Below are 17,002 nucleotides of genomic sequence, written 5' to 3'. Positions count from 1 at the left end.
CCATGCGTATCGCATTCATCGGCCTGGGCAACATGGGCGCGCCCATGGCCCGCAACCTGATCAAGGCCGGGCACCAGTTGAACCTGTTTGACCTCAACAAGACCGTGCTTACCGAGCTCGCCGAACTGGGCGGCCAGGTCAGCGCCTCCCCGAGGGCCGCGGCGGCCAGCAGTGAGCTGGTCATCACCATGCTGCCGGCGGCGGCCCATGTGCGCGCCGTATACCTCAACGAAGACGACGGCGTGCTGGCGGGCATCCACCCAGGCACGCCAACCCTGGATTGCAGCACCATCGACCCGCAGACCGCACGTGAGGTTTCCAAGGCTGCGGCGGCCAAAGGTGTGGACATGGGCGATGCGCCGGTGTCCGGGGGTACCGGTGGCGCGGCGGCAGGTACGCTGACCTTCATGGTCGGCGCCAGCGCAGAACTGTTCGCCACGCTCAAGCCGGTGCTGGAGCAGATGGGCCGCAACATCGTGCACTGCGGTGAAGTGGGTACCGGGCAGATCGCCAAGATCTGCAACAACCTGCTGCTGGGCATCTCGATGATCGGCGTCTCCGAAGCCATGGCCCTGGGCAATGCGCTGGGCATCGACACCAAGGTGCTGGCGGGGATCATCAACAGTTCGACGGGGCGTTGCTGGAGTTCCGATACCTACAACCCGTGGCCGGGCATCATCGAGACTGCACCGGCCTCGCGGGGGTATACCGGCGGGTTTGGCGCCGAGCTGATGCTCAAGGACCTGGGGCTTGCCACCGAGGCTGCGCGTCAGGCGCACCAGCCGGTGATTTTGGGGGCTGTGGCCCAGCAACTGTATCAGGCGATGAGCCTGCGCGGTGAAGGCGGCAAGGACTTCTCGGCGATCGTCGAGGGGTACCGCAAGAAGGATTGACGAGCGAGGACTTTATCGCGGGCCGGGCGGCCTTCCCTCTGTAACTGCGCACCAGAGGGAAGGGCACCTGCCCCGCGATGTTTTTTATCAGGCGAAGACGAAGTATTTGCGCACAGTCTCGACCACTTCCCAGGTGCCTTTCATACCCGGTTCGATCACGAACACATCACCCGCTTTCAGGTGCTTGGGCTCTTCACCTTCCGGGGTAATGATGCAGTAGCCATCGAGGAAGTGGCAGAACTCCCACTTCTCGTAGTTGACCTCGAACTTGCCCGGGGTGCAGATCCACGTGCCCATGATCTTGCTGCCGTCGGCCGACAGGTAGGCGTTGAGGTTGACGGTGTGCGGATCGCCGCCGATGCGCTTCCACTTGGTGGCGTCCACGACCGGCGTCGGGCAGGTTTCGCGCAGGACGGTGATGAAATCGGACATGGCACAACTCCTGGTGACTGGCTGAATGACTGGTCACCATAGGGCCATCCGCCGAGCCGCAGTTGCCTGGGCTCGACGTCCAGCTGCCTGCCCGCGCTATGCCAGGGCGTTGATCTCGACGGTGACGTGGGCCAGTTCCTCGTGCACGCTCAAGGCCTGGCGCACGCTGTCGGCGCTCAATGCGGCCTGGGTGGCGAGGCTGAGGATGCAGGCATATTGGTCTTTGCCCACGCGCCACACGTGCAGGTCGGTGATGGTGGCGGGTACCGGCAGTTCGGCGACCACCTCGCGTATTTCCTCGACCACCGGCGCATCCATCTCGGCGTCCAGCAAGACACGGCCGGTATCGCGCAGCAGGCCGCGGGCCCAGAGCGCCACCAACAGCGCACCGACCAGGCCCATTACCGGGTCGAGCCAGCTGGCGCCCCAGAACTTGCCGGCCAGCAGGGCGACGATCGCCAGCACCGAGGTGGCGGCGTCGGCGATCACGTGCAGGTAGGCCGAGCGCAGGTTCAGGTCGTGGTGGTGATGGCCGTGGTCGTGATGATGGTCGTGGCCATGGTGGTGATGATCGTGATCGTCGCGCAGCAGCCAGGCGCAGATCAGGTTCACGGCCAGGCCGATCACCGCAATGAAGATCGCCTCGTCATAGTGGATCGGCCCCGGCGTCAGCAGGCGCTCGGCCGACTGGAAGGCCATCAGCGCGGCCACACCGAGCAGCAGCAGGGCACTGGAATAGCCGCCTAGGATCTCGATCTTCCAGGTGCCGAAGGCGAAGCGCTGGTCCTTGGCATAACGACGCGCGGCAGCGTAGGCCAGCAGCGACAGGCCCAGGGCCAGGGCATGCGAGCTCATGTGCCAGCCGTCGGCGAGCAGGGCCATGGAATTGAATAACCAGCCACCGGCGATTTCCGCCACCATCATTACCGCCGTCAGCCACACGGCCAGGCGTGTCTTGCGCTCGGCGCCGAGGTTGCTGGTGTGGAACTGGTGGCTGTGCTGCCAGCGGCCTGAGGTTTGTGTCGCCATGGTTTATGATGCTCACGGAATGTCGAGAAATATACTATACCCCAGTATACCTAGCATGGTGTGTAAGCGAATGGCACATACGATCAAGAGCAAGAAGCAACTGCTGACCCGCGTGCGCAAGATCAAAGGCCAGGCCGCCGCCCTGGAAACCGCGCTGGAGCAGGACAAGGACTGCCTGGCGATCCTCCAGCAGATCGCCGCCGTACGCGGTGCGGTGAATGGGCTGATGACCGAGGTGATGGAAGGGCACATCCGCGAACACTTGGTGGCGGAAGGGCTGAGCGCCGAGGAACGGCAGGAAGAGGCGGACAAGGTGGCGGCGTTGTTGCGGTCTTATCTGAAGTGATACCCCCTGGGGGTATAAGAACATTGATTGACATGAGCACTTTTTTGCCTGGGCTGGCCCTTTCGCGGGTAAACCCGCGAAAGGGCCAGCCCAGGCAGCGATGAACGTTCAGCTCTGTATCAATCGCTCAACCAACCCCGCCGCATACCCTGGCAACCCGGCAAAATCCCGCGTACACAACAGCAACCGTCGGTTGGCCCAATCCTCTCGCAGCGCCACCCAGTGCATCGGCAGCATGCCCTTCCAGCGCTGCACCGATGCCAGCGGCACCACGCCGATCCCCGCACCACCGGCGACCATGCGTATCACCCCGTCAAACCCTTCAGCTCGCACCCGTACCTGCATGCGGTGGCCTTCGCGCAGGGCCTGTTCTTCCAGGTACAACGCGAGGGCACTGTTCGCCCCAAGCCCGACATGGCCGTGGGCGAGGGAGTCGATAAAGCTCGGGGCGGGCGCTGCGGCGAGGGGATGATCCAGCGGTGTCACCAGCACCAGCGGGTCATCGCGAAACGGCAAGGTCTGCAGATGCGCGCTGGGCGCTGCGGTGGAAATGATGCCCAGGTCAGCCATGCCCTGGGTGATCGCCTGAACGATGCGCAGGCTGGGCAGCTCCTGCACATCGACGCTGATTCCTGGGTTGTCGGCGAGGTAGCTGGCCAGCAGTTCCGGTAGGTATTCGGTCAGCGCCGCCGTGTTGCACAGCAGCCGCACCTGCCCTTGCCGGCCCTTGGCATAGTGAGCCAGGTCGAACTGCAGGCGTTCGACCTGCTGGCCGATGAGCCGCGCATGCTGCAACAGCGCCTGCCCGGCGGGTGTCGCCTGCACGCCACGGCGATTGCGCTCAAGCAACGGCGTACCCAGCGAGGCCTCCATGGCGCGGATGCGCGCACTGGCCGCTGGCAGCGACAGATGGCTGCGGCGGGCGCCGGCGGTGATGTTGCCGCATTCGGCGGTGTGCTGGAAAAGCCTGAGGTCGATCAGGTCGAAATGCATCTGCCTCTGTCCTTGCAAGAGTCTGGCTGAGTATATGGCAGATTTTCATGCCAGCCGCTGCACGCCATCATGGCGGTCATGGATAACTTGGTTGCTTTCTACCAGAACATCGGCCCGGCCCTAACGCTGCTGGTGATCATCACCTTCTTGCTGGCCGGTGCCGTCAAAGGGGTGATCGGCCTCGGCCTGCCGACCATCGCCATGGGCCTGCTGGGGCTGGCTATGTCTCCGACGCAGGCTGCTGGATTGTTGATTGTGCCTTCGATGCTTACCAACCTCTGGCAACTTGCGGCTGGCGGGCATCTGCGCGCACTACTGCGAAGGCTCGGGCCAATGTTGGCGATGACAGTCCTCGGTACGTTGCTTGGCAGTGCCTGGCTGGGCATCAACAGTGGGCCCTGGGCGGTGCATGCATTGGGGGCGGCGCTGGTGATCTACGCGCTGTACGGGCTGGCAGGCCCGTCCTTGCGGGTGGCGCCGGAGCGGGAAGGGTGGCTGGGGCCGGTCTGTGGGCTGGTGACTGGTGTGGTCACTGCAGCCACAGGCGTGTTCGTGATGCCAGCGGTGCCTTACCTGCAGAGCCTGGGCCTGAGCCGCGACGAGATGATCCAGGCACTGGGCCTGTCGTTCACGGTCTCGACCTTGGCGCTGGCCCTTGGCCTGGCCGGGCAGGATGCCTTGGGTGGGCAAGCGCTGGGGGCTTCGCTGCTGATGCTGGCGCCGGCCCTTTTGGGCATGCTCGCCGGGCAGTGGCTGCGCCAGCGTATCAGCGCAGCGCTGTTCAAGCGCTGCTTCTTCATCGGCCTGGCCGCGCTGGGCGGCCACTTGCTGATCAACGGTTAGCGGACGAGGCGCTGAGCATGACAATGGGCTGGATGTCGAAATCGCGCTCCAGATAATCCATGCGCTTTTCAAAGAACTCGGCCATGTGCGGCAGTGCCGAGTGCACATCCAGCGCGGCCTTGTCGGCCCACACTTCATAGAACACGAACAGGGTCGGGTCCTGCTGGTCGCGCAGCATGTGGTATTCGATGCAGCCTGGTTCCTGGCGGCTGGGCTCGACGTAGGCACGGAACAGGGTTTCGAACGCTTCGGCCATTTCCGGACGGGTCTTGGCCTTGAGGATGAATGCGTGCTGCTCGCTCATGGATCGTACTCACAGATAAATGGAGAATCGATTCTACGGCAATAATTGATTCGTCATTCGTGACTTCCGGTCAATTGTATTTTGCCCGCCAACTGCTGTATCCCGCGTCCGCGAGCCATTACTGTGCCGGTCATTCATCCAATGACTTGAGGCCCAGCATGAAAAAGATCCTTCTGCTCAACGGCGGCAAACAATTCGCCCACTCTGACGGCCGTCTCAACCAGACCTTGCACGACGCCGCGCTGGCGCACCTGGACCGTGCCGGTTTCGATGTGCAGCAGACCTTCATCGACGGTGGCTACGACGCCCAGGCCGAGGTCGAGAAATTCCTCTGGGCCGATGTGATCATCTACCAGATGCCAGGCTGGTGGATGGGCGCCCCATGGACCGTGAAGAAGTACATCGACGATGTCTTCACCGCTGGCCACGGCAGCCTTTACGCCAATGATGGCCGTACCCGCTCCGACCATTCGCAAAAGTACGGCAGCGGTGGCCTGGTGCACGGCAAGCAGTACATGCTGTCGTTGACCTGGAACGCACCGCAGCAAGCATTCGATGACCCGGGCGACTTCTTCGAGGGCAAGGGTGTCGATGCGGTGTATTTCCCTTTCCACAAGGCCAACCAGTTCCTGGGCATGACCGGGCTGCCAACCTTCCTTGCGGTGGATGTGATGAAGCGCCCGGATGTGCCGGCAGCCCTGGCGGCTTACGAAGCTCATCTGGACAAGGTCTTCGGCAAGGCTATCTAATCCCTGCACGGACCCGACACAGGCGCTCAAGTGAAAACCCGCTCCGAAGAACTCCAGGTATTCGTCGCCGTCATCGACTGCGGCTCAATCTCCGCCGCTGCCGAGCAGATGGGCCAGACCCCGTCTGCCGTCAGCCGCACCCTGTCGCGCCTGGAGGCCAAGCTCGGCACCACCTTGGTCAACCGCACCACCCGGCGCATGGACCTCACCGAAGAGGGCCGCTTCTTTCTCGAACGCTCACGCCTGGTGCTGCAGCAGATGGACGAGATGGAGGAGCGTCTGTCGATGAACCGGCAGACGCCGTCCGGGCGCCTGCGCATCAACGCGGCGGCGCCGTTCATGCTGCACGCCATCCTGCCGTGGATCGGCGAGTTCCGCCGCCAGTACCCCGGCATCGAGCTGGAGCTCAACACCGACGACCTGATCATCGACCTGCTGGAACAGAGCACCGACGTGGCCATCCGCATCGGTGACCTTGCCGACTCCAGCCTGCATGCCCGCTCGCTCGGTTGCAGCCCGGTGCAGGTGCTGGCGAGCCCGGAATACCTGGCACAACACGGCACGCCGAAAAGCGTCGAAGACCTGAACGATCACTGCCTGCTTGGCTTCAGCCAGCCTGAATCGTTGAACCAATGGCCGTTGCGCCACGCCCAGGGTGACCGCTGGGGCATTCGCCCGGCGTTGATCGCCTCCAGCGGCGAAACCCTGCGCCAGCTGGCGCTGGCCGGTGAGGGCATCGTCGCCCTGTCGCATTTCATGACCCACGAAGACATCCGCGCCGGTCGCCTCAAGGTGCTGCTGAGCGAGGCCAACAATGGCTACCGCCAGCCGATCCACGCGGTGTACTACCGCAACACGCAGCTGGCCCTGCGGATTCAGTGCTTCCTTGATTTCATCCAGCGCAAGTTGGCCATGTACGCCTGCTGAGTTGCCTGATCGCGACAGGTCCTGTCCACAGGCGGCGAAACTTCCTGCGTTTGATTGCACAGTCAGAGCGCTTCGGCCTTACTGACTGCTCAACAAAAATAACACCAAGGAAGTGTCATGCGTATTGTCCCGTTCCAGTACCTGGCTCTGGCAGCCGCGATCCTGAGCTGTTCATCGACTTACGCCGCCACGTTGGAAGGTGGCGCTGTGGCCGCCCCCGATCAATATGGTGCACAGGTTGCAGCCGACATTCTCAAGAAGGGCGGCAACGCGGTGGACGCGGCCGTGGCCACGGCCTTCACCCTGGCAGTGACCTACCCCGAGGCGGGTAACATTGGCGGCGGTGGCTTCATGACCCTGTTCGTCGACGGCAAGCCGTACTTCCTCGACTACCGCGAAGTGGCGCCCAAGGCCGCCTCGCGCAACATGTACCTGGACGACAAGGGCGAGGTCATCGAGAACCTGAGCCTGGTCGGCGTGCGCGCCGCCGGCGTGCCAGGCACGGTGATGGGCTTGTGGGAAGCCCACCAGAAGTTCGGCAAGCTGCCCTGGAGCGAGCTGCTGACGCCGGCCATCGGTTATGCGAAAAACGGCTTCAAGGTCGCCGAGAAGCAGTACCAGTACCGCAACGATGCCCAGGGCATGTTCAAGACCGCGACCAACTTCAACGACTATTTCGGCAACATGAAGGTCGGAGAACTGTTTAAACAGCCGGAAATGGCCCAGACCCTCGAACGCATCGCCGACAAGGGCGTGAGCGAGTTCTACCAGGGCAAGACCGCCGACCTGCTGGTGGCGCAGATGCAGGCCGACAAGGGCCTGATCACCAAGCAAGACCTCAAGGATTACAAGGCCGTGTGGCGCGAGCCCATGGCCCTTAGCTGGCGTGGCAATGTGGTCTATACCGCGCCGCCGCCAAGCTCCGGCGGCGTGGCCCTGGCCCAGCTGCTGGGTATCAAGGAAGACCGCGCGGCGGACTTCAAGGGCGTTGCGCACAACTCGGCGCAGTACATTCATCTGCTAGCGGAGATTGAAAAGCGTGTGTTCGCCGACCGTGCCGACTACCTCGGCGACCCGGCGTTCACCAAGGTGCCGGTCGACCAGTTGGTGGCCAAGGACTACCTGGCCAAGCGCGCCGCCCAGGTCAACCCGAAGGCCATTTCCGAAACCGACAAGGTCAAGCCAGGCCTGGAGCCGCACCAGACCACGCACTTCTCGATCGTTGACAAACAGGGCAATGCGGTCAGCAATACGTACACGCTCAACCTCGATTACGGCAGCGGCGTGGTGGTCAAGGGCGCAGGCTTCCTGCTCAACGATGAGATGGACGATTTCAGCGCCAAGCCTGGCGCCGCAAATGCCTTTGGCGTGGTCGGCGGTGACGCCAACGCCATCGAACCGGGCAAGCGCATGCTGTCGTCGATGAGCCCGAGCCTGATGACGCGCGATGGCAAGGTCGAGCTGGTGATCGGTACCCCGGGCGGTTCGCGAATCTTTACCTCTATCTTCCAGGTGATGAACAACCTGTACGACTACGGCATGCCGTTGGAGAAGGCCGTGGCGGCGCAGCGTGTGCACCATCAGTTGCTGCCCAAGGACACCATTTACTTCGACAACTACGCGCCGTTGACCGGGCCGGTGGCCGATGAGCTTAAGAAGATGGGCTATGTGCTGGAAGATCAGGGCTGGGAGATGGGCGATATCCAGGCGATCCGGGTGAACGGCGCGCAGCTCGAGACCGCTTCGGATCCGCGTGGGCGTGGGGTGGGGATGATCGTCAAGTAGTTCTGTATCGGCAGGGCTGGCCCCTTCGCGGGCACGCCCGCTCCCACAGGTTCACCGCTGACGTCAGGAAAGCGGCGAAACCTGTGGGAGCGGGTTTACCCGCGAAAGCGATCTTGAGGTCAGACGCGGAACTGGCTGACCAGCATCTGCAAGTGCCCACCCAGGCGCGCCAGCTCAACGCTGGACGCCGCCGTTTCATCACTGGCCGCCGCGGTCTGTTCCGACACATCCCGCACATTCAGGATGCTGCGGCTGATCTCTTCCGCCACCGCACTCTGCTGCTCGGCCGCCGCTGCGATCTGCTGGTTCATCGACTGGATGCTCGACACCGTACTGGTGATGTTCTCCAGCGACGAACCGGCCTTGCGCGCCAGCTCCACACTGCTGTCGGTCAGCGTGCGGCTGCCCTGCATGGCATTGGCCACCTGCTGGGTGCCGTGCTGCAGGCTGGCCACCAACTCCTCGATTTCTTCGGTGGACTTCTGCGTGCGCTGGGCCAGGCCACGCACTTCGTCGGCCACCACGGCAAATCCGCGGCCGGCTTCACCGGCACGGGCCGCTTCGATCGCGGCGTTGAGGGCCAGCAGGTTGGTCTGCTCGGCCACCGACTTGATCACGTCCATCACGCTGCCGATCTTCTGGCTTTCCTGTTGCAGCAGGTTCATGGCCTCGGTGGAGCGGTGCACTTCTTCGGCCAGGCGCTCGATCTGGCTGATCGCCTCGCCGACCACGCGGTCACCGGCACGCGCTTCGTCATCGGCGCCGGTCGCGGCATGGGAAGCCTGCTCGGCGTTGCGCGCCACTTCCTGAACGGTGGCGGCCATTTCGTGCATGGCGGTGGCGACCTGGTCGGTCTCGACCTTCTGGCTGTTGGCACCGGCGCTGGTCTGCTCGGTCACCGCCGACAACTCTTCGGCGGCGCTGGCAATCTGGGTGACGCCATCACGGATGCCGCTGATCAGCTCGCGCAGGGTCGTGCCCATGCGCGCAATGCCTTGTTGCAGCACGCCGATTTCATCGCGGCGGGTCACACGCAGGTCGTGGGTCAGGTCGCCACCGGCGATGCGCTCCACGGCTTGCAGGGTATCGCGCAGCGGGCGGGTGATCTGGCGGGTGATGACCACCGCTGCGATGACGCCAGCCAGCAGCGCCAGCAGCGTGGCGATGGTCTGCAGGCTGCGGGCCTGGGTGCTTTCTGCGTCGCGACGTTCCAGCTGGATGCTGTACAGCGCGTCGCTGCGCTTGACGATATCGGCGCCTTGCACGGTCATCTCGGCGCGGGCGACGGTGATCTCGGCGACCGCATCGCGGAACTGGCGCACGGCATCGCGATAGGCCTGCACCGATTGCTCGAACTGCTGCACGCGAGTGGCTTCGGCTGGGAGCTGGCGCTTGAGGTTGTCGATTTCGCCCAGCGCACCCTCCAGCTGGCGCAGGGCGGTCTGCTCGTTGGCGGTGCTGTTGTCGGCAATGTAACCGCGCACATCGATACGCACCTGCAGCAGTTGCTGGCGCGCCTTGCTGATCAGTTGGTACTGGGCCAGGCGCACGCTGTCGGGTTCGGGGCGGGCCATGACGTCCTGGCTGAGGGCTTCCATGGCCTGGTCGGCCTTGGCCGCCGACACGTTCATTGCATCACGGGCGGCCAGCGAGCTCTTGTAGCCGGCGCGCATCTTGTTCAGCGATACCTTGTACTCGCTGATGGTCTGCCCCAGTTCCTTGAGCAGCACGACGTTGGCCGGGCTGGTGAAGGTGGTGACCAGGTATTGCTGCTGCTTGCTGAAGGCGTCCAGCTTGGCCTGGGTATTGGCCGCGGCCGCGTCATCGCCGTTGGCGATCATGTACTGCAGACGCGCAATGCGCAGGTCGGTCAGATCCTTGTTGAGCTGACCGATGTCACCCATCCAGTTGCTGCGGTCAATCAGGCTGCCCAGGCTGGTCCAGCCGGTCAGGGCCAGCAGGCCGGTTAGTACCAGCACCAGGCCGAAGCCCAGGCCGAGTTTGAGGTTGACGCTGATATTGGCGAACCAGCTGTTCATGCACGCTCTCCAGAAAATTCATTCGCTCACTGATCTTCGATCGCAGGGCGTTGTTGTTCTGGGGCCCGCTGATTCGTGCAGGTGTTATCGGCACGTCGAGGGTAAAGCTGAATCGCTTTTGCAGTTGATTTGTAACCAGGCGAAAAAGTGTGGGAGCGGGCATGCCCGCGAAGGGCCGCAAAGCGGCCCCAAGACCTCAAAGGCTACGCGCCCCGAAGGTATCGCAGCTGTTCACATCGCCTTGGGCAAACCCGGCCTTGAACCAGCGCACCCGCTGCGCAGAGGTGCCATGGGTGAAGGAGTCGGGCACCACGCGCCCCTGACCCTGCTGTTGCAGCCGGTCATCACCAATGGCATTGGCGGCATTCAGCGCCTCTTCAACATCACCCGGCTCCAGCCAGTTCAGTCGCTTCTGCGCCTGATACGCCCAGACGCCGGCCAGGCAGTCCGCCTGCAGTTCCTGGCGCACCAGCAGGCCATTGTCGCCTTCAAGGCGCTGGCCACTGCGCCGCGCGGCATCGACCTTGGCCGACACCCCCAACAGGGTTTGCACGTGGTGGCCGATCTCGTGGGCAATCACGTAGGCCTGGGCGAAGTCACCGGCCGCAGCGAAGCGGGTTTCCATTTCGCGGAAGAACGACATGTCCAGGTACACCCGCTGATCCGCCGGGCAGTAGAACGGGCCGACTGCCGCAGACGCAAAACCGCAGGCCGAATTGACCTGGCCGCTGAACAGCACCAGCTTGGGATCACGGTACTGCTTGCCCGCTTGGGCGAACAGGGCCTTCCAGGTGTCTTCCGTATCGCCCAGGATCGAGGCGACGAACTGCGCCTGTTCGTCATTGGCCGGTGGGGCCTTGCCGCCAGCGCCACTGGGTGCTGCCTGCTGTTGCTGTTGTTCCATCTGCCCGGCGAGCTGGCCAAGAATCTGCAGCGGGTCCTGGCCGGTCAGCCAGCCGATACCGACAATCAACAGCACAGCGCCAAGCCCCAGCCCTTTGCCGCCGCCAAAGCGCATGCCGCCGCCGCCACCTTCGCCGCGAGCATCAACCACGTTGTCGCTGCGCCGGCCTTTTCGCCATTCCATGAGGAGCTCTCCAGAGCTTGAAACATAGGGATAAAGATTAGATCACCACAGCCAAAGCCACTAATACATAACCGTTTGGTTATGTTATTGACGGGTGATTTCATTATCCATCCCTCGCGACCTGTCTGAAACTGCAAGTCCGCCTGCCGTGTACAGGCGTTTTCATAATTCCAAGAGAGGAATCCGGCATGCCTGCCCAGGACAACAGCCGCTTCGTGATCCGTGATCGCAACTGGCACCCCAAGGCCCTGACGCCCGACTACAAGACATCCGTTGCCCGCTCGCCGCGCCAGGCACTGGTCAGCATCCCGCAGTCGATCAGCGAAACCACCGGCCCGGACTTTTCCCACCTGGGCTTCGGTGCCCACGACCATGATCTGCTGCTGAACTTCAACAACGGTGGCCTGCCGATCGGCGAGCGCATCATCGTTGCCGGCCGCGTCGTCGACCAGTACGGCAAGCCTGTGCCGAACACCCTGGTGGAGATGTGGCAAGCCAACGCCGGTGGCCGCTATCGCCACAAGAACGACCGTTACCTGGCGCCGCTGGACCCGAACTTCGGTGGCGTCGGCCGTTGCCTGACCGACCGCGATGGCTACTACAGCTTCCGCACCATCAAGCCGGGCCCGTACCCATGGCGCAACGGCCCGAACGACTGGCGCCCGGCGCACATCCATTTCGGCATCAGCGGCCCGTCGATCGCCACCAAGCTGATCACCCAGCTGTATTTCGAAGGTGATCCGCTGATCCCGATGTGCCCGATCGTCAAGTCGATCGCCAACCCTGAAGCCGTCCAGCAGTTGATTGCCAAGCTCGACATGAGCAACGCCAACCCGATGGACTGCCTGGCGTACCGCTTCGATATCGTGCTGCGTGGCCAGCGCAAGACCCACTTCGAAAACTGCTGAGGACCCCGCCATGCCAATCGAACTGCTGCCGGAAACCCCATCGCAGACTGCCGGCCCCTACGTGCACATCGGCCTGGCCCTGGAAGCGGCCGGCAACCCGACCCGTGACCAGGAAATCTGGAACCGCCTGGCCAAGCCGGATGCCCCGGGCGAGCACATCGTGCTGATCGGCCATGTGTATGACGGCAACGGCCACCTGGTGCGTGATTCGTTCCTGGAACTGTGGCAGGCCGACGCCAACGGTCAGTATCAGGATGCCTATAACCTGGAAAACGCCTTCAACAGCTTCGGCCGCACCGCCACCACCTTCGATGCTGGTGAGTGGACCGTGCACACGGTCAAGCCGGGTGTGGTGAACAATGCTGCAGGCGTGCCAATGGCGCCGCATATCAACATCAGCCTGTTCGCCCGGGGGATCAACATCCATCTGCACACGCGGCTGTATTTCGACGACGAGGCCGAGGCCAATGCCAAGTGCCCGGTGCTCAACCTGATCGAGCAGCCGCAACGTCGTGAGACCTTGATCGCCAAGCGTTGCGAGGTGGACGGGAAAACGGCCTATCGCTTCGATATCCGTATTCAGGGGGAAGGGGAGACGGTCTTCTTCGACTTCTAAGAGAATGCCGGGGCCGCAAAGCGGCCCCGGCAGTCTGAAAGTCAGCGCCGAACCAGCAGGACGCCACTTTCCATGTGGTGCGTATACGGGAACTGGTCAAACAACGCACAACGCTCGATGCGGTGCGTGTCCTGCAACTGGGCAATGTTCGCCGCCAGCGTCTCTGGATTGCACGAGATGTACAGAATCCTTTCAAAACGCCGGGTCAGCTCGCAAGTGTCCGGGTCCATCCCTGCACGGGGCGGGTCGACGAACACGGTGCCGAACGCGTAGCTTTTCAGGTCGATCCCTTCCAGCCGGCGGAACGGCCGCACCTCGTTCAGCGCCTGGGTCAGCTCTTCTGCCGACAGGCGCACCAGCCGCACGTTATCCACAGCGTTCTCGTCGAGGTTGCTCAGCGCGGCATTGACCGAAGTCTTGCTGATCTCGGTGGCCAGCACCTGGCGCACGCGGGTGGCCAGCGGCAGGGTAAAGTTGCCGTTGCCGCAATACAGCTCCAGCAAGTCGTCTTCACGCTCGCCGATGGCCTCGAACGCCCAGCTCAGCATCTTCTGGTTCACCGCGCCGTTGGGCTGGGTGAACGCGCCTTCCGGTTGGCGGTAGCTGAAGACGCGACCGGCGACATCCAGTTTTTCCACTGCATAGTCGCGGCCAATCACCAGCCGTTTGCCCTTCGAACGGCCGATCACGCTCACGCCGAGGTCTTCGGCCAACTGCCGGGCAGCCACTTCCCAGGCCTCGTCCAGCGGGCGGTGGTAGCACATCGTGATCATGGCATCGCCGGCCAGCGTGGTGAGGAACTCCACCTGGAACAAGCGATTGCCCAATGCCTCGCTGGCCTGCCAGGCGGCCTTCAGGCGCGGCATCAGCTCATTGATGCGCTGGCTGGCGATGGGGAAGTCGTCGATCAGAATCGCCTTGTGCTTGTCGCCAGGGGCGAACATCGCGTAGTGGCGCTGGCCATCTTCACGCCACAGGCGGAACTCGGCGCGCAAGCGGTAATGCTCGCGCGGTGAGTCGAAAACGGCCGGTTCCGGCGCGCCGAAGGGCGCCAGCAGCGTGCGCAGGCGGGCGACCTTGCCCTCCAGCTGGGTGTCGTAGGCGGAAGGATCGAAGACAGCACTCATGCGTTGAACCAGCCCAGCTTGATGACGAACAGGATGGAAAGGATCACCAAGGCCGGGTTCAGGTCGCGGCGGCGGCCGGAGATCAGCTTGACGGCGGTCCAGGAGATGAAACCGAAGGCGATGCCGTTGGCGATCGAGTAGGTCAGTGGCATGGCCAGGGCGGTCACCACCACGGGCGCGGCCTCGGTGATGTCGTCCCAATTGATTTCTGCCAGGCCCGAGGCCATCAGCACGGCGACGAACAACAGCGCCGGTGCCGTGGCAAAGGCCGGCACGCTACCGGCCAGCGGCGCGAAGAACAGCGCCAGCAGGAACAGGATGGCGACGACGATCGCAGTCAGGCCGGTGCGGCCCCCGGCGCTCACGCCTGCGGCGGATTCGATGTAGCTGGTGGTGGTCGAGGTTCCCAGCAGGGAGCCTGCCATGGCGGCGGTGCTGTCGGCGATCAGGGCACGGCCCATCTTTGGCATGTGGCCGTCCTTGCCCATCAGGCCGGCGCGCTTGGCCACACCGATCAGTGTGCCCGAGTTGTCGAACAGGTCGACGAACAGGAAGGCGAAGATCACGCTGACCAGGCCCACGTCGAGGGCGCCTTTGATGTCCAGCTGGAGGAAGGTCGGCGCCAGTGATGGCGGCATCGAGACCACGCCACCGAACGGTGTCACACCCATCAGGATCGAAGCGATGGTCACGGCCAGGATGCCGATCAGCACTGCGCCACGAACCTTCAGCGACTCGAGGCCGACGATCAGGAAGAAACCCAGGGTTGCGAGGATAGGCGCCGGCTGCTTGAGGTCACCCAGGCCAACCAGGGTCGCTGGGTTATCGACGACGATGCCGGCATTATGCAGGGCGATGAACGCCAGGAACAGGCCGATACCTGCAGCAATCGCCGAGCGCAGCGGCAGCGGGATGCTGTTAACGATCCATTCGCGGATGCGGAAGATCGACAACAGGAAGAACATCACCGCCGAGAGAAACACCGCGCCGAGTGCCACCTGCCAGGTGTGGCCCATGTGCAGGACCACCGTGTAGGTGAAGAACGCGTTCAGGCCCATGCCCGGCGCCAGGGCGATCGGGTAGTTGGCAATCAGGCCCATGGTGGTCGAGCCGATGGCGGCCGCCAGGCAGGTGGCGACGAAGATCGCGCCCTTGTCCATGCCGGTCTCACCGAGGATGCTCGGGTTGACGAACAGAATGTAGGCCATGGCCAGGAAGGTCGTGACGCCCGCAAGAATCTCGGTGCGCACATTGGTGTTGTGTGCTTTTAGTTGAAACAGCCTTTCCAGCATGCCCGCTCCCCAGGGCGCCCTCGCGCCGTGAATGTATCGACCCCATCAGCAAAGCACAGACCGAAGCCGATGCCGTGGTTTTGTGTGGGGCGGAAAAAAGCCGCGCATCATACCAGCATGCTCGGCAGGGGCCTATGGCCGTTGGGGAATGGGTGCTTTTTAGCCTGTGCTGGCTCTTCGCGGCGGTTCGACGCCGCGAAGAGGCCAGAACAGGCAACCAATCATCCGTTGTGCAACCGATCGCGCTTGGCCAGTGTGGGGAACAGTTTTATCCACACCCCGGTCACCACCAGCGTTCCCACCCCACCCAGCACCACCGCCGGCACTGTGCCAAACCAGTGCGCCGTCACCCCGGACTCGAACTCACCCAGCTGGTTCGAAGCGCCGATGAACAACCCGTTCACCGCACTCACTCGCCCGCGCATCTCGTCTGGCGTCTCCAGCTGCACGAAGGCGCCGCGGATCACCATGCTGATCATGTCCGCCGCGCCGAGCACCACCAGCACCGCCAGCGAGAACCAGAACGAGGTCGATAGGCCAAAGGCGATGGTGGCCACGCCGAACAGCCCGACTGCAGTGAACATGGTGCGCCCGACTTTGCGCTCGACCGGGAACCGCGCCAGCCACAGCGACATCAACAATGCCCCGACCGCAGGGGCGGAGCGCAGCAAGCCCAGGCCCCACGGGCCGGTGAGCAGGATGTCCTTGGCAAATACCGGCAGCAGGGCGGTGGCGCCACCCAGCAGCACGGCGAACAGGTCCAGCGAAATGGCCCCGAGGATGTCCGGGCGGCTGCGGATGAAGCGGATCCCGGCCATCAGCGATTCAATACTGGCGCGGCCGCGCTGAGGCACTTGCTGGCGCGAGTCGAGGCTGAGCATGAGCAGGCAGGCGATGGCATACAGGGCAACGGTCGGGCCGTACACCCAGATGCTGCCGAACGCGTACAGGAAGCCGCCCACGGCCGGGGCGACGATGGTAGCCGCCTGGGTCGCCGAGGCGGAGGCGGCTACCGCCCGCGGGAACAGCCCCGACGGCACGACGTTGGGTAGCAGCGCCTGGGTCGCCGGCATCTCGAATGAACGGGTGGCACCGAGCAGGAAGGCCAGGGCGAAGATCAGTTCGCGGCTGACACTGTCGGTGGCACTGCCCACTGCCAGCGCCAGGGCGATCAGCCCCTGCAAGGTCTGGCACAGCGCCGCCACCTTGCGCCGGTCATAGCGGTCGGCGACATGCCCGGTATGCAGCATGAACAGCACCCGGGGAGCGAATTCGACCAGGCCGACCAGGCCCAGGTCGAGCACATTGCCGGTCAGCTGGTAGAGATGCCAGCCAATGGCCACGGTGAGCATCTGGAAGCCACTGGCGGTGAACACCCGGGCCAGCCAGAAGGCGATGAAAGGGCGGTGATGACGCAATAACTGCGGTGCGGAATCGGACATCGGGAACCTGTTGGTCTCGGCGCAGTAGAGGGGCTCGCAGCGTATCATCTGTTTGTAACAACCGGTTACTGTTTGCCGTGATCGGCACTTTTCTATGTCTCGCGGAAGGGGGTGGGGCAACCGGTCACGCGGCAAACAACCGCACGGCCCAGCGGGCCATTCGGGACTATGCTTTCTAGCAGTCGTTGAT

General features: G+C 63.6%; 17 protein-coding genes. 8 read left to right on the top strand and 9 right to left on the bottom strand.

The window, feature by feature from the left end:
• Positions 1-2 precede the first annotated feature (2 nt).
• Positions 3-893 carry a 3-hydroxyisobutyrate dehydrogenase gene (gene mmsB, locus ACQKPS_RS16840; RefSeq protein ID WP_427604950.1) on the top strand — a complete coding sequence of 297 codons (891 nt, stop codon included), beginning with the start codon at positions 3-5 and terminating at the stop codon, positions 891-893.
• 87 nt (positions 894-980) lie between these two features.
• Here the strand turns inward: mmsB and ACQKPS_RS16835 are convergent, their stop codons facing one another.
• On the bottom strand, positions 981-1,325 hold the full coding sequence (locus tag ACQKPS_RS16835; protein WP_003258412.1) for a cupin domain-containing protein: 345 nt from the start codon (positions 1,323-1,325) through the stop codon (positions 981-983).
• 96 nt (positions 1,326-1,421) lie between these two features.
• The gene (dmeF, locus tag ACQKPS_RS16830) at positions 1,422-2,354 is read right to left on the bottom strand and encodes a CDF family Co(II)/Ni(II) efflux transporter DmeF (RefSeq protein ID WP_427604948.1); all 933 of its coding nucleotides are present in this window, start codon (positions 2,352-2,354) and stop codon (positions 1,422-1,424) included.
• A gap of 70 nt (positions 2,355-2,424) precedes the next feature.
• On the opposite strand from dmeF, the gene ACQKPS_RS16825 reads away from it, so the two are divergent.
• On the top strand, positions 2,425-2,700 hold the full coding sequence (locus tag ACQKPS_RS16825) for a metal/formaldehyde-sensitive transcriptional repressor (RefSeq protein ID WP_110639471.1): 276 nt from the start codon (positions 2,425-2,427) through the stop codon (positions 2,698-2,700).
• 108 nt (positions 2,701-2,808) lie between these two features.
• Here the strand turns inward: ACQKPS_RS16825 and ACQKPS_RS16820 are convergent, their stop codons facing one another.
• Positions 2,809-3,693: a LysR substrate-binding domain-containing protein gene (locus ACQKPS_RS16820; RefSeq protein WP_427604946.1), complete on the bottom strand. Its 885-nt coding sequence runs from the start codon at positions 3,691-3,693 to the stop codon at positions 2,809-2,811.
• 78 nt (positions 3,694-3,771) lie between these two features.
• Here ACQKPS_RS16820 and ACQKPS_RS16815 point away from each other — a divergent pair, with 78 nt between their 5' ends.
• Positions 3,772-4,536, top strand: coding sequence for a sulfite exporter TauE/SafE family protein (locus tag ACQKPS_RS16815; protein WP_427604944.1), 765 nt, complete (start codon positions 3,772-3,774; stop codon positions 4,534-4,536).
• On the opposite strand, the gene ACQKPS_RS16810 is transcribed toward ACQKPS_RS16815, so the two are convergent.
• On the bottom strand, positions 4,526-4,840 hold the full coding sequence (locus ACQKPS_RS16810) for a putative quinol monooxygenase (RefSeq protein WP_283724815.1): 315 nt from the start codon (positions 4,838-4,840) through the stop codon (positions 4,526-4,528). The genes ACQKPS_RS16815 and ACQKPS_RS16810 overlap by 11 nt on opposite strands.
• 158 nt (positions 4,841-4,998) lie before the next feature.
• On the opposite strand from ACQKPS_RS16810, the gene ACQKPS_RS16805 reads away from it, so the two are divergent.
• The 3 genes from ACQKPS_RS16805 (at position 4,999) to ggt (ending at position 8,301) form a co-directional block, all read left to right on the top strand.
• Entirely contained in the window at positions 4,999-5,589 is a 591-nt protein-coding gene (locus ACQKPS_RS16805; protein ID WP_254481451.1) for an NAD(P)H-dependent oxidoreductase, read from the top strand.
• A 30-nt stretch (positions 5,590-5,619) separates the two neighbouring features.
• Complete coding sequence (locus tag ACQKPS_RS16800) at positions 5,620-6,516, top strand: LysR family transcriptional regulator (RefSeq protein ID WP_254481450.1); 897 nt, start codon at positions 5,620-5,622, stop codon at positions 6,514-6,516.
• A 117-nt stretch (positions 6,517-6,633) separates the two neighbouring features.
• Positions 6,634-8,301 carry a gamma-glutamyltransferase gene (gene ggt, locus ACQKPS_RS16795; protein WP_427604941.1) on the top strand — a complete coding sequence of 556 codons (1,668 nt, stop codon included), beginning with the start codon at positions 6,634-6,636 and terminating at the stop codon, positions 8,299-8,301.
• A gap of 119 nt (positions 8,302-8,420) precedes the next feature.
• Here ggt and ACQKPS_RS16790 read toward each other — a convergent pair whose 3' ends face one another.
• A complete protein-coding gene (locus ACQKPS_RS16790; protein ID WP_283724813.1) occupies positions 8,421-10,340 on the bottom strand; it encodes a methyl-accepting chemotaxis protein in 1,920 nt (639 codons plus the stop codon).
• Between the two features lie 196 nt (positions 10,341-10,536).
• Positions 10,537-11,427, bottom strand: a complete 891-nt coding sequence (ypfJ, locus tag ACQKPS_RS16785; protein ID WP_254481447.1) for a KPN_02809 family neutral zinc metallopeptidase — start codon at positions 11,425-11,427, stop codon at positions 10,537-10,539.
• 188 nt (positions 11,428-11,615) lie between these two features.
• Between ypfJ and pcaH the strand changes: the two genes are divergently transcribed.
• The gene (gene pcaH / locus ACQKPS_RS16780) at positions 11,616-12,335 is read left to right on the top strand and encodes a protocatechuate 3,4-dioxygenase subunit beta (RefSeq protein ID WP_054886879.1); all 720 of its coding nucleotides are present in this window, start codon (positions 11,616-11,618) and stop codon (positions 12,333-12,335) included.
• Between the two features lie 10 nt (positions 12,336-12,345).
• Positions 12,346-12,951: a protocatechuate 3,4-dioxygenase subunit alpha gene (gene pcaG / locus ACQKPS_RS16775; RefSeq protein ID WP_099815682.1), complete on the top strand. Its 606-nt coding sequence runs from the start codon at positions 12,346-12,348 to the stop codon at positions 12,949-12,951.
• 41 nt (positions 12,952-12,992) lie between these two features.
• On the opposite strand, the gene trmA is transcribed toward pcaG, so the two are convergent.
• The 3 genes from trmA to ACQKPS_RS16760 form a co-directional block, all read right to left on the bottom strand.
• Positions 12,993-14,078 (bottom strand): tRNA (uridine(54)-C5)-methyltransferase TrmA, encoded by a 1,086-nt coding sequence (gene trmA / locus ACQKPS_RS16770; RefSeq protein WP_254481446.1) that lies wholly within the window; start codon positions 14,076-14,078, stop codon positions 12,993-12,995.
• Positions 14,075-15,370 carry an NCS2 family permease gene (locus ACQKPS_RS16765; protein WP_254481445.1) on the bottom strand — a complete coding sequence of 432 codons (1,296 nt, stop codon included), beginning with the start codon at positions 15,368-15,370 and terminating at the stop codon, positions 14,075-14,077. The genes trmA and ACQKPS_RS16765 overlap by 4 nt, the downstream gene beginning before the upstream one ends.
• 221 nt (positions 15,371-15,591) lie before the next feature.
• Positions 15,592-16,812, bottom strand: a complete 1,221-nt coding sequence (locus ACQKPS_RS16760) for an MFS transporter (RefSeq protein ID WP_254481444.1) — start codon at positions 16,810-16,812, stop codon at positions 15,592-15,594.
• Between the last annotated feature and the right edge of the window lie 190 nt (positions 16,813-17,002).

The sequence above is a fragment of the Pseudomonas sp. NPDC086566 genome (genome assembly GCF_050280885.1).
Taxonomy (GTDB): domain Bacteria; phylum Pseudomonadota; class Gammaproteobacteria; order Pseudomonadales; family Pseudomonadaceae; genus Aquipseudomonas; species Aquipseudomonas vlassakiae.
This window is presented reverse-complemented; position numbering and strand designations above follow the sequence as displayed.

Bases quoted from the DNA above. Each gene is read 5' to 3' on its own strand.
- pcaG (WP_099815682.1), top strand. From the start codon at position 12,346: ATGCCAATCGAACTGCTGCCGGAAACCCCATCGCAGACTGCCGGCCCC.
- dmeF (WP_427604948.1), bottom strand. From the start codon at position 2,354: ATGGCGACACAAACCTCAGGCCGCTGGCAGCACAGCCACCAGTTCCAC.
- ACQKPS_RS16835 (WP_003258412.1), bottom strand. From the start codon at position 1,325: ATGTCCGATTTCATCACCGTCCTGCGCGAAACCTGCCCGACGCCGGTC.
- ACQKPS_RS16820 (WP_427604946.1), bottom strand. From the start codon at position 3,693: ATGCATTTCGACCTGATCGACCTCAGGCTTTTCCAGCACACCGCCGAA.
- mmsB (WP_427604950.1), top strand. From the start codon at position 3: ATGCGTATCGCATTCATCGGCCTGGGCAACATGGGCGCGCCCATGGCC.
- ACQKPS_RS16805 (WP_254481451.1), top strand. From the start codon at position 4,999: ATGAAAAAGATCCTTCTGCTCAACGGCGGCAAACAATTCGCCCACTCT.
- ACQKPS_RS16790 (WP_283724813.1), bottom strand. From the start codon at position 10,340: ATGAACAGCTGGTTCGCCAATATCAGCGTCAACCTCAAACTCGGCCTG.
- ggt (WP_427604941.1), top strand. From the start codon at position 6,634: ATGCGTATTGTCCCGTTCCAGTACCTGGCTCTGGCAGCCGCGATCCTG.
- ACQKPS_RS16760 (WP_254481444.1), bottom strand. From the start codon at position 16,812: ATGTCCGATTCCGCACCGCAGTTATTGCGTCATCACCGCCCTTTCATC.
- ACQKPS_RS16810 (WP_283724815.1), bottom strand. From the start codon at position 4,840: ATGAGCGAGCAGCACGCATTCATCCTCAAGGCCAAGACCCGTCCGGAA.
- ACQKPS_RS16825 (WP_110639471.1), top strand. From the start codon at position 2,425: ATGGCACATACGATCAAGAGCAAGAAGCAACTGCTGACCCGCGTGCGC.
- pcaH (WP_054886879.1), top strand. From the start codon at position 11,616: ATGCCTGCCCAGGACAACAGCCGCTTCGTGATCCGTGATCGCAACTGG.
- trmA (WP_254481446.1), bottom strand. From the start codon at position 14,078: ATGAGTGCTGTCTTCGATCCTTCCGCCTACGACACCCAGCTGGAGGGC.
- ACQKPS_RS16765 (WP_254481445.1), bottom strand. From the start codon at position 15,370: ATGCTGGAAAGGCTGTTTCAACTAAAAGCACACAACACCAATGTGCGC.
- ACQKPS_RS16815 (WP_427604944.1), top strand. From the start codon at position 3,772: ATGGATAACTTGGTTGCTTTCTACCAGAACATCGGCCCGGCCCTAACG.
- ypfJ (WP_254481447.1), bottom strand. From the start codon at position 11,427: ATGGAATGGCGAAAAGGCCGGCGCAGCGACAACGTGGTTGATGCTCGC.